Origin of the sequence: Kistimonas scapharcae (assembly GCF_039540975.1) — a bacterium.
Taxonomy (GTDB): Bacteria; Pseudomonadota; Gammaproteobacteria; order Pseudomonadales; family Endozoicomonadaceae; genus Kistimonas; species Kistimonas scapharcae.
This window is the reverse complement of record NZ_BAABFL010000106.1, coordinates 1-11,137: the sequence shown is the minus strand read 5'-3', so window position 1 is coordinate 11,137 and position 11,137 is coordinate 1. Positions and strand designations below refer to the sequence as shown.

8 protein-coding genes are annotated in these 11,137 nt (G+C 46.6%); all 8 read left to right on the top strand.

All coding sequences use genetic code 11. The annotated features are described in order from the left end of the window. Window positions 1-641, top strand: a 641-nt coding sequence (locus ABD892_RS06015) for an N-acetyltransferase (protein WP_345194511.1), incomplete at its 5' end; no start/stop codon positions are given. Continuing rightward, the gene (locus ABD892_RS06010; RefSeq protein ID WP_345194510.1) at window positions 590-1,387 is read left to right on the top strand and encodes a phage head morphogenesis protein; all 798 of its coding nucleotides are present in this window, start codon (window positions 590-592) and stop codon (window positions 1,385-1,387) included. The genes ABD892_RS06015 and ABD892_RS06010, both read left to right, overlap by 52 nt. 442 nt (window positions 1,388-1,829) lie before the next feature. Then, window positions 1,830-2,549: a type I restriction-modification system subunit M gene (locus ABD892_RS06005; protein ID WP_345194509.1), complete on the top strand. Its 720-nt coding sequence runs from the start codon at window positions 1,830-1,832 to the stop codon at window positions 2,547-2,549. After that, window positions 2,449-3,387, top strand: a complete 939-nt coding sequence (locus tag ABD892_RS06000; protein ID WP_345194507.1) for a type I restriction-modification system subunit M — start codon at window positions 2,449-2,451, stop codon at window positions 3,385-3,387. Before ABD892_RS06005 ends, ABD892_RS06000 begins: the two co-directional genes overlap by 101 nt. Then, a complete protein-coding gene (locus ABD892_RS05995; RefSeq protein ID WP_345194506.1) occupies window positions 3,384-4,643 on the top strand; it encodes a restriction endonuclease subunit S in 1,260 nt (419 codons plus the stop codon). Before ABD892_RS06000 ends, ABD892_RS05995 begins: the two co-directional genes overlap by 4 nt. Window positions 4,644-4,668: 25 nt before the next feature. Beyond that, the gene (locus ABD892_RS05990) at window positions 4,669-7,779 is read left to right on the top strand and encodes an HsdR family type I site-specific deoxyribonuclease (RefSeq protein WP_345194504.1); all 3,111 of its coding nucleotides are present in this window, start codon (window positions 4,669-4,671) and stop codon (window positions 7,777-7,779) included. 2,016 nt (window positions 7,780-9,795) lie between these two features. Next, window positions 9,796-10,971 (top strand): hypothetical protein, encoded by a 1,176-nt coding sequence (locus ABD892_RS05985; RefSeq protein ID WP_345194503.1) that lies wholly within the window; start codon window positions 9,796-9,798, stop codon window positions 10,969-10,971. Between the two features lie 84 nt (window positions 10,972-11,055). Next, window positions 11,056-11,137: single-stranded DNA-binding protein (locus ABD892_RS05980; protein WP_345194512.1), on the top strand; the 82-nt coding region annotated here is incomplete at its 3' end.

Below are 11,137 nucleotides of genomic sequence, written 5' to 3'. Positions count from 1 at the left end.
CAGAATCAGTGTTCAAGACTTACCAGAATGGGTGTTCAAGAGTTACCAGAATCGGTGTTCAAGTTGTGCCAGAATACGCAACACCTTCAGCATCCCAAGCAGGACCCTCAAAAAACACTCTGAATGACCGGGATATTTCCATACTCATTTCTGATAAAAGAATACAACTTCTACACTTGAAAAATAATGTATTACTTACGCTAAGACTGAAATTCAAAGCTCAGGATAATCTTATAAAGCTAAAGCTTTTTCAGGCTTCAATGCCAGAACTACGTTCTTTCGCTGATTTGTATTTGGATGTTGAATCGAAGCTGGTACAGCTTCAATATATACAAACAAACCCTGCAAAGCATGGATTAGGAACACTGCTGCTTCACATTGCCAGCTTCTATGCCGTACATATTAAAAATTACCCTATCATTGAAGTGCGAAAAGCAGTTAGTAGTGCATTTGGTTTTTATCGAAAGCTAGGTTTTGAAGGAAACTATAGCGTTTCGCCAACATATCTACAGATCACCAGCAAAGCATTACTGGAAAATACACGCCATATCTGTCAGAAGTTTCATGCGATAACCGATGAATATTCATTATGTCCTCAAGCTACAATGACTTCCTGGAAGTCACTGCCGGTTTTACCCTGAAACCCGCCCAGGCTATCCGGTTCTTTGAACGCAAAGGGCTGAAGCTGTCATTTCGCTGGGAGGATATGCTCGCAGAGGAACATGACGCCGCCTTTACCGTGGCCAAGATGATGAACCGGGATCTATTGGCCTTCGTAGCCAAAAAAACACAGCAGGCCATAGACGAGGGGCAGACGCTGACGGAGTTCAAACAGCAGCTCATTCCTGCCCTGAAAAAGGCCGGATGGTGGGGTAAACAGAATATTGTGGACCCGGATAGCGGGCAGATCGTCAAAGCACAACTGGGCAGCGCATTCAGGCTGGCGACTATTTTCCGCACCAACCTGCAAAGCGCCTATAGCGTGGGTCACTGGCAAAGCATCCGGGCCAACGCTGCAACCTCGCCATACCTGATGTACGACGCAGTGGAAGACCACCGGGTACGACCCGAACCCCAACAATGGGATGGCAGGGTGTATCCGGTAAACCACACATTCTGGACAACCCATTTCCCCCCGAACGGCTGGAACTGCCGCTGCGGCGTAGTACAGCTGGACCGCAAAGAGCTGAAAGCCTACGGGCTGAAACCATCACCGGAGCCAAAGATCAAACCCCGTCTTTGGGAAAACCCTCGCACCGGCAAGACCCGCACAGTGCCGGAAGACCTCGACCCCGGCTGGGATCAAAACCCGGGCCAGACACGCTTTGCCATCCTTCGGCAGCTTGAGCGTGAGAAACGGTCAGAGGGTCAGCAGCAAAAACCGTAGTCTTTATGCCATAACTGCAATAGTTTCCCCTCTCCAAATGTGATTACATACGACGCTTCATTTCTAAACATTCATTCAACATCGAGCTACCGAGGCCCACGCTCCGTCGATCCTGAAACGATCGTGCGACTCCTTCGGGCGGTAGCGTGCTTGCGATTTGTTCATCACACCGCTGGCCGGGTCACAGGGAAAACTGAGTCGGGTTTTGAAACTTGGGCAATCCAATAATTAAGACCTGACATCAAATTAGAACCTTCTCAACGATGTGAAAGCTTTAGCGTGGTTTGGATAGGAAGCAGAAGCAGGCTGCACGAAGAACAGGCTTCCTTGCGTGAATAAAGTCTTCATGATTCTGCCGTGAGCTATTAGCCCTGACTATTCAATACCACTCGACATAAAACTCACCCCATTTGTAATAACTTATCAAAACAGGATAAATACCATGAAAAGCTCCCAGCAAAGGAAAGAGTTGCATCGGCAAATCTGGCAAATTGCCAACGATGTACGGGGCGCAGTGGATGGCTGGGATTTCAAGCAGTACGTGCTCGGTGCCCTGTTCTATCGCTTTATCAGTGAAAACTTTGCCAGCTACATTGAAGGCGATGATGAGAGTGTAAACTATGCCGAATTAGATGATGGTGTTATTACCTCCGAGATTCGTGATGATGCCATCAAAACCAAAGGGTATTTCATCTACCCCAGTGAGCTGTTCGCCAATATTGTCAAACATGCCAACACCAACGATAGCCTGAATACCGATCTCGCTGACATCTTCAGAGCCATCGAAAGCTCTGCCAACGGTTACCCTTCTGAAGTGGATATTAAAGGCCTGTTTGCTGACTTTGATACCACCAGCAACCGCCTGGGCAATACCGTTACTGATAAAAACCGTCGTTTAGCAGCGGTGCTCAAAGGTGTGGCCGGGCTGGACTTTGGGGATTTTCATGGTAGCGATATCGACCTGTTTGGCGATGCCTACGAGTTTCTGATTTCCAACTATGCCGCCAATGCGGGTAAATCCGGTGGTGAGTTTTTTACCCCACAGCAGGTGTCGAAACTGATTGCTCAAGTGGCTATGCACGGGCAAACCAGCATCAATAAAATCTACGACCCGGCCGCCGGTTCCGGCTCTTTGTTGCTGCAAGCCAAAAAAGCACTTTGACGCTCATATTATTGAAGAGGGTTTCTTTGGTCAGGAGATCAACCACACCACTTACAACCTTGCCCGTATGAACATGTTCTTGCACAACATCAATTACGACAAGTTCAATATGCAGCTGGGCAATACCCTGACTGATCCGCACTTTGGTGATGACAAGCCCTTTGATGCCATTGTCTCCAATCCTCCTTATTCGGTGAAGTGGATTGGCAGCGATGATCCGACCTTGATCAACGATGACCGCTTTGCCCCTGCCGGTGTGCTGGCCCCCAAATCTAAGGCGGATTTTGCCTTTGTGATGCACACCCTGGACTACCTCTCTGCCAAAGGTCGGGCGGCGATTGTCTGCTTCCCCGGTATTTTTTACCGTGGCGGTGCCGAGCAGAAAATTCGCCAGTATCTGGTGGATAACAACTATGTAGAAACCGTGATCGCCCTGGCACCTAACCTGTTCTTTGGCACCACCATCGCCGTGAATATTCTGGTGCTATCCAAACACAAAACCAAAACCGACACCCAGTTTATTGATGCCAGTGGCCTGTTTAACAAAGGCACCAATAACAACCTGCTGACGGATGAACATATCGCAGAAATTCTGAAAGTGTTTGAGAGCAAAGAAGATATTGCACACCTTGCCAAAACAGAGACTTTTGAAACCATTGCTGGCAATGGCTACAACCTTTCCGTCAGTAGTTACGTGGAAGCCAAAGATACCCGTGAAGTGGTGGATATTATTCAGCTGAATACTGAACTGAAAACCACTGTTGAGAAAGTTACACAACTTCGGTCGGATATTGATGCAATAGTCGCAGAGATTGAAGGTGTGGAGGTTCGGGCATGAGTGTATTAAGTTTTATGGAAAGGTTGCTTGATGGAGTTGCCGTTGAGTGGAAGGCATTAGGAGAGCTTGGTGAGTTGGTTCGTGGTAACGGACTACAAAAAAAAGACTTCACTGAAGCTGGTATTCCTGCGATTCACTACGGTCAGATTTACACGTACTACGGTTTATCTACAACGGAAACCAAGTCTTTTGTTTCACCTGAACTGGCTCAAAAGCTGAAAAAGGTAAATACTGGCGATGTTGTAATCACAAACACAAGTGAGAACCTCGCAGATGTTGGTAAAGCTTTGGTTTACTTAGGTGAGCAACAAGCTGTCACCGGTGGACACGCTACGATATTTAAACCTAATCATGCAATTCTTGGTAAATATTTTGCCTACTATACTCAAACCACATCATTTGCAAATGAGAAAAGAAGGTACGCAAAAGGAACGAAAGTCATTGATGTTTCAGCAACAGACATGGCTAAAATTCAACTCCCAATACCTCCTCTAAATATCCAGACAGAAATCATCCAGATTTTAGACACATTTACCTCGTTAACCACCGAGCTTACCACCGAGCTTAGCGCACGTAAGAAACAATACAACTACTATCGTGATCAGTTGTTGAGTTTTGATGAAGGCGAAGTTGAGTGGAAGACGTTGGGGGATGTATCGCTTAAAACATATTCCGGCGGAACTCCAAGAGCAGGAACTCCAGAATATTACGATGGTGGTAAAATTCCTTGGTTGAGAACTCAAGAAGTTAAGTTTTCTGATATTTCAGAAACAGAGGTTAAAATAACACCAGCAGCATTAAAAAATTCTGCTGCAAAATGGATTCCTGAGAATTGCGTAATTGTTGCCATTTCAGGTGCAACCGCAGGTCGGTCTGCCATAAATAAAATTTCACTAACAACCAATCAGCACTGTTGCTGTCTTGAAATAGATCCAGACAAAGCATTATATAGATACGTTTTTCATTGGGTTAGTTTTAACTATGAAACTTTGAAAGCGTTAGGACAAGGTGCCAGAGGTGATCTCAATTCCAATATTATAAAGAATTTCAGGATTCCCATTCCGAGCGGTAATTCTGAAGATTCACTTAAAGAACAAGCTCGCATCGTCGCCATCCTCGACAAATTCGACACCCTAACGACCTCCATCACCGAAGGCTTACCCCGTGAAATTAAGCTCCGCCAGCAACAATACGAATATTATCGTGATTTGCTGCTGAGTTTTCCAAAACCTGAAGCAACCAGCAACGCTGCCTAATCAACACAGCTGACGGGTCACCATCATGGCCGATTACAAAACCATTGCGGAGTCCAGGAACTTTATCGTTCTGGATAAATACACCCCGGATTACCAGGTCAACGAAAGCTACCAGAGCGAAAACGATCTTGAGCGGGAGCTGATCGCTGATCTGCAAAATCAGGGCTATGAATACGTAGCCGATTTAAACACCCCGGATAAGATGCTCAGCAATGTTCGCAAGCAGCTGCAAACCCTGAATGATGTGGTGTTTTCGGATGGGGAATGGCAGCGTTTTGTTGAGACCTATCTGGATAAACCCGGCGATAACATCATAGATAAAACCCGTAAGATTCACGATGACCATATCTTCGATTTTGTCTTTGATGATGGGCATATCCAGAACATCTACCTGCTGGATAAACACAATATTCACCGTAATGTCTGCCAGATCATCCGGCAGTTTGAACAGACCGGCACCCATAAAAACCGCTACGACGTGACGATTCTGGTGAATGGTTTGCCCCTGGTTCAGATTGAGCTGAAAAAACGGGGCGTGGCCATTCGTGAAGCGTTTAACCAGGTGCATCGCTACAGCAAGGAGAGCTTTAACAGTGAACAGTCGCTATATAAATATTTGCAGTTGTTTGTGATCTCTAACGGCACCGACACCCGCTATTTTGCCAATACTACCCAGCGTAATAAAAACAGCTTTGACTTCACCATGAACTGGGCGAAGGCGGATAACAGCCTGATCAAAGATTTACAGGATTTTACCGCCACCTTCTTCCAGAAAAGCACCCTGCTCAATGTGTTGCTGCACTACTCGGTGTTTGATGTCAGTGATACCTTGCTGGTGATGCGCCCTTACCAGATTGCTGCCACCGAACGTATTTTATGGAAGATCAACAGTTCCTACGAGGCTAAACAGTGGAGTAAACCGGAGAGCGGCGGTTTTATCTGGCATACCACTGGCTCCGGTAAAACGTTAACCAGTTTTAAAGCGGCCCGCTTGGCGACTCAGCTGGATTTTATCGACAAGGTGTTTTTTGTGGTCGACCGGAAGGACCTGGACTACCAGACCATGAAGGAGTACCAGCGTTTTTCTCCGGACAGTGTGAATGGTTCTGACAGTACCGCTGGCCTTAAGCGCAATCTGGATAAAGACGACAACAAGATCATCGTCACGACCATTCAGAAGCTCAACAACCTGATGAAAAGCGAGGGCGACCTTGCCATTTACAACAAACAGGTGGTGTTTATTTTTGATGAGTGCCATCGCAGCCAGTTTGGCGAAGCCCAGAAGAATCTGAAAAAGAAGTTCAAAAAGTTCTATCAGTTCGGTTTTACGGGTACGCCCATTTTCCCGCAGAACGCTTTAGGCGCAGAAACTACTGCCAGCGTGTTTGGCCGTGAGTTGCATTCCTATGTGATTACCGATGCCATTCGCGATGAAAAGGTGCTTAAGTTCAAGGTGGACTACAACGATGTTCGCCCAAAGTTTAAGGCCATCGAAACCGAGCAGGATGAGAAAAAGCTCAACGCCGCAGAAAACAAGCAGGCCCTTCTGCACCCGGAGCGTATTCGTGAAGTTTCCCAATACATTCTGAATAACTTCCGCCAGAAAACCCATCGCCTGCAAGCCAGTGGCGTTCCCGGAAGCGGGGGCTTTAATGCCATGTTCGCGGTGAGCAGCGTGGATGCAGCCAAGCTGTATTACGAGTCGCTGAACCAGTTGCAGGCTGATAGCGAAAAGCCGCTGAAGATCGCCACCATTTTCTCCTTTGCGGCCAATGAAGAGCAGGATGCGGTCGGGGATATTCTGGATGAGAGTTTTGATGTCTCGGCCATGAACAGCAGCGCGAAGGAGTTTTTAAGCGCCGCCATTGCCGGCTATAACGCCTTCTTCAAAACCAATTTCAGTGTCGATAGCAAAGGTTTTCAGAATTATTACCGCGATCTGGCCAAGCGGGTTAAAGCCAAGGATATCGATTTATTGATTGTGGTCGGGATGTTCCTCACCGGCTTTGACGCGCCAACCCTGAATACGTTGTTCGTGGATAAAAACCTGCGTTACCACGGGTTAATGCAAGCCTATTCACGCACTAACCGGATTTATGACGCCACCAAGACCTTTGGCAATATTGTCACCTTCCGCGATTTGGAACAGGCGACGGTAGACGCCATCACCCTGTTTGGTGATAAAAACACCAAGAACGTGGTGCTGGAAAAAAGCTACAAGGAATATATGGAAGGCTTTACCGACCTGGTCACCGGCGAAGCCAGACGCGGTTTTATGGATGTAGTGCACGAGTTGGAGCAGCGCTTTCCTGATCCTTCGGCCATTGAGAAAGAGTCGGACAAAAAAGCCTTCGCCAAACTCTTTGGCGAGTACCTGCGCGTCGAAAATGTGCTGCAAAACTACGATGAGTTTGCCAGCCTGAAAGCCCTGCAAGACGTGGATATGAGCGACCCGGCAGCCGTTGAGGCGTTTAAGGCCGAGCATTACCTGGATGATGAAAAGCTGGCTGAGATGCAGACGATACGCCTGCCCGCCGAGCGCAAAATTCAGGATTACCGCTCTACCTATAACGATATTCGGGATTGGCAGCGCCGACAGAAATCTGGCAAGGAAAAAGAAGATTCCACCATCGACTGGGATGATGTGGTGTTTGAGGTGGACTTGCTGAAATCTCAGGAGATCAATCTGGATTACATTCTGGAGCTGATCTTTGAGCACAACAAGAAAACCAGAAGTAAAGCCGATCTGGTTGATGAAGTGCGCCGACTGATTCGTGCCAGCCTTGGCAACCGCGCCAAAGAAGATCTGGTGGTTGATTTTATCAATCAGACTGATCTTGACGTGATTGGTGATAAAGCCAGTGTTATTGACGCTTTTTTTGCTTTCGCTCAACAAGAACAGCAGCGTGAAGCGGAGGAGCTGATTGAAGGAGAGAGCCTGAATAATGAAGCCGCCAAACGGTATATTACTAACTCACTGAAACGGGAGTATGCCAGCGAGAATGGCACTGAGCTCAATGCTATCCTGCCGAAAATGAGTCCTCTGAATCCGCAGTATTTGACCAAGAAGCAGAGTGTGTTTCAAAAGATTGCGGCGTTTGTTGAGAAGTTTAAAGGGGTGGGGGGGAAGGTATAATCTCGAGGGAATCCGAAGTCGGGTCTTGACTCTTGCAAGTTTGACTGATGCAAGCGTTATTTTTTACAGCGTAAATTTTATAAATGGTATTGATGTGAGTGATATAGAAATCCGGTTAAAACGTTCTATGAGAGCTTTACTTGACAGTCAAAGCCCTAAACATAAGAGGCTGGCAAAAGGAATTAAGGCCTACAACAAACTGGATCTTAATTCCATAACCGCGGAAGTCAGGTCTCTGATAGAGAGTACCATGGCATCGTCGAATGATATTCTTGGAAAGTATGATATTGAAACATTTGACGACTACAGGAAAATCTCTAATTCAGATTTGAACTTTATGATCGAGACCCACATAAAGTTGTGCAATGACATCAAATCAGAATTGCAACATACATAATCGGGTAGCCGGGGGGGCTCTAACCCTCAGTCCCACCCGGCATACGGGTTCGCACCGGGCGTTTCATTGAGTGTGGTGACACCTGATCCACCCATCTTTCAGCGCAGCATATCATTCATCGGCCAGAAAACGAGATCGCCTGCCGCGCTGATACTTCAATCTTCTCTACACTTCACCGCTTTCACGCCCCCAGAGGTAAAAAAACCGTCATGGCCAAACTCAACACCGCCCAGAAACGTCGCCAGAAAGAACTGAAGCGACGCAAGAAAAAACAATTGCAGGCACAAAAGCAGAAAAAGCACTCACCCGAAGCGCCTGACTTAAGCGGGCTGCCAAAATTGTCAGAGACACTTCTTGAGTTTGCCGGTGGACTGCTGGATATCCCAAACGCCTCCAGGGACTATATCGAAAGCACCATTGGTATGGTGAGTATGTGCTGGAACATCGGCATCGTGGAGAAAGAGCAAGGCCGGGAAATGCGTCAGAAGCTGACGAATATGCTGCACGACGACACGATGGATGATAGTCAGGAGGATTTCGAAAGCCAGANCATGGGATTATAAGGATGATTTACACCTCCAGATTGCCAGCACCATTCTACCTGAAGACAGCCGATTCTCATTTGATGAAGACGATCTGAGCTGCGGGCTTTCGGCTTCTACTCAAAAAACTCTCACCGCGCTATCCACGCCACTGACCGATGAACAACGTTGTATTGTTGAATGGATTGATGAAGGTTATGAACTACATGATATACAGGATAAACCGTCTGAAGGAGCGGCCTGCGACCTCTGGCTTAAAGCCTGGAGCCATGTGAAGGCACTCTACAAAGATACAGCATCAATTGATGAGATACTGCCATTAGACGGACTGTTCCTGTCCAATTGGTGTTCAGATGTTGAGATGTACCTGCATAACGCGGGAGTGGACAATCCGGATTACTTCAACAAACGCATCGTTTTTTGCCGCGAGTTGTGCGAACACTTCCCTTCATCACATCCTCAGACACTCCATAATATGCGCCGGGCTGAAGCTGAAACATTTTTTTTCATCGGCCAGCATGAACAAGGGGAAGCCGCATTTGAAGCACTGGTCAATGACTATCCGGATACTGCCTGGGGCTATATCGGCTGGGGGGATATCTACAGCATGGGCACACTCGGCTCCGTTTCATTGCCTACCGATATTGACCGGGCACGGGCATTGTACCGAATTCCTATAGAGCGCCAGCTGGAGGATGCCGAGGATGCCGAGCAACGCCTGAAGGATCTGGAGCAGCATGAAGCCCCTGAGACTCTGGACGCCTGAGTAGTATCGGGTTTGCACTATCAACCGGCTTGTCTTCACGCAATGGCAAGCCTTAATAGCGGCACAGCCAAGTTCGGGATAGTATGCAGGGTGGTTGAAGATTCTGGCTCGGCGGACGTTGCAGCAGAATTAAGTATCCATCTGTTGGGACGGCGGCTACGATTGCGTTGGGCTCGAAGCAGACGGAGACGTTCTAATGACTGAATATTCATATTTCCTGAATACCTAACCGTAATGTCAGCAATAACGCGAACCATTCTGATTTCTTGGCATCCTATACAAGGATACAAAAGTAAACACGGAGGTTTGTCATGTACTCATCCAGAACAGAGTCTCAAGGAACCGGCAATTTAAGCCAAAAGGCCACATCACATCATTCCAGTAATAACCAAAGTGCAACTGGTAATACACGAAAAAGACTGCAAAAAGCTGATACCATAAACGCCAAACTACCGAACAAACAAGGCAATAAAAGGTTAGTACCCCACAACCGAACTTTCACTACATGCAAAGCTATTACAGCTCCTACAATAAAGGGTGAAAAAGGCACTATTTTTGTCGGATCCTTACCAACTTCATACATAAGGCAAATAAATGATGAAATCCATAGCTTAGGCACATTGAACTCCGACCCTGATGACAGATTAAAGCGTCACACATTTAATACTACCCCTTCGTCTATGCAGTGGGAACATTACCCAAACAGAGGGGTTACTACGCAACAAATGCGCGTGTGCTATGCAGATGGCATGATAGTCACTCCTCGACATGAAAACATTCCCATGCCAGGAAGAGAGGAAAACGAAAGAGCATTACTTCCAAGAGCACCCGATTCAATAATAAATCTTATTGAACAGATACATAAACTCAACCCTGAGATGGCAAAAGTCTTCGGTCACAATGCTATTCGCCATGTTGCTATAAATCATTATTATTCTCTAGACGGCTCTGCTCTAAATGAAAACGTGGATTTTTGTCTTCATTGGCATGTTGACAAACCGAAAGTCGGTCAACTTGTCGCTTGCGTCAACCTTATGGGCAAGCGCAATACGTTGATAAAACACCATGATAGCGAACTTGAAATATCATCCACTAATCCAGGTGATTTTTATATTTTTGACGGCACACAATACGAACATGCCGTCAAGTTAATGAGCTCCTCTGAAAGCATGGTCTTAGTATTAAGATCCCCTTTTGTACCCACCATTAGAAACAGTGATGTTTTTTTTGACCATGAAAGCTTTAAGCTACCTGACGAAGCAACCCTTTATCAGATAAAAGAATTATCAGCCCCTCTATGGGATATCACAAAAAATCCCAACTTTAATGTGGGTAAGATTGGCCAGTTAGTAACTACAAAAAAATGTCATAATAAGGGTAGAAGCGATTCAGAAGAGATCAGAGATCAGAGATCAGAGATCAGAGATCAGAGATCAGAGATCAGAGATCAGAGATCAGAGATCAGCTCCGATCTTAACGCACTATAGAGAAGACCCTGAAAATGATTGCTCTGAATCACCTTTACCAGTACTAAGAAAAGAAACTCTTCAAGGCACAGGCAGAGGTTAACTATGGCGCGAGGTGTAAACAAGGTTATATTGATCGGCAATCTGGGCAGCGACCCTGAGATCCGCTACATGCCCAGCGGCGATG

Bases quoted from the DNA above. Each gene is read 5' to 3' on its own strand.
- ABD892_RS05995 (WP_345194506.1), top strand. From the start codon at position 3,384: ATGAGTGTATTAAGTTTTATGGAAAGGTTGCTTGATGGAGTTGCCGTT.
- ABD892_RS05985 (WP_345194503.1), top strand. From the start codon at position 9,796: ATGTACTCATCCAGAACAGAGTCTCAAGGAACCGGCAATTTAAGCCAA.
- ABD892_RS06005 (WP_345194509.1), top strand. From the start codon at position 1,830: ATGAAAAGCTCCCAGCAAAGGAAAGAGTTGCATCGGCAAATCTGGCAA.
- ABD892_RS06010 (WP_345194510.1), top strand. From the start codon at position 590: ATGTCCTCAAGCTACAATGACTTCCTGGAAGTCACTGCCGGTTTTACC.
- ABD892_RS05990 (WP_345194504.1), top strand. From the start codon at position 4,669: ATGGCCGATTACAAAACCATTGCGGAGTCCAGGAACTTTATCGTTCTG.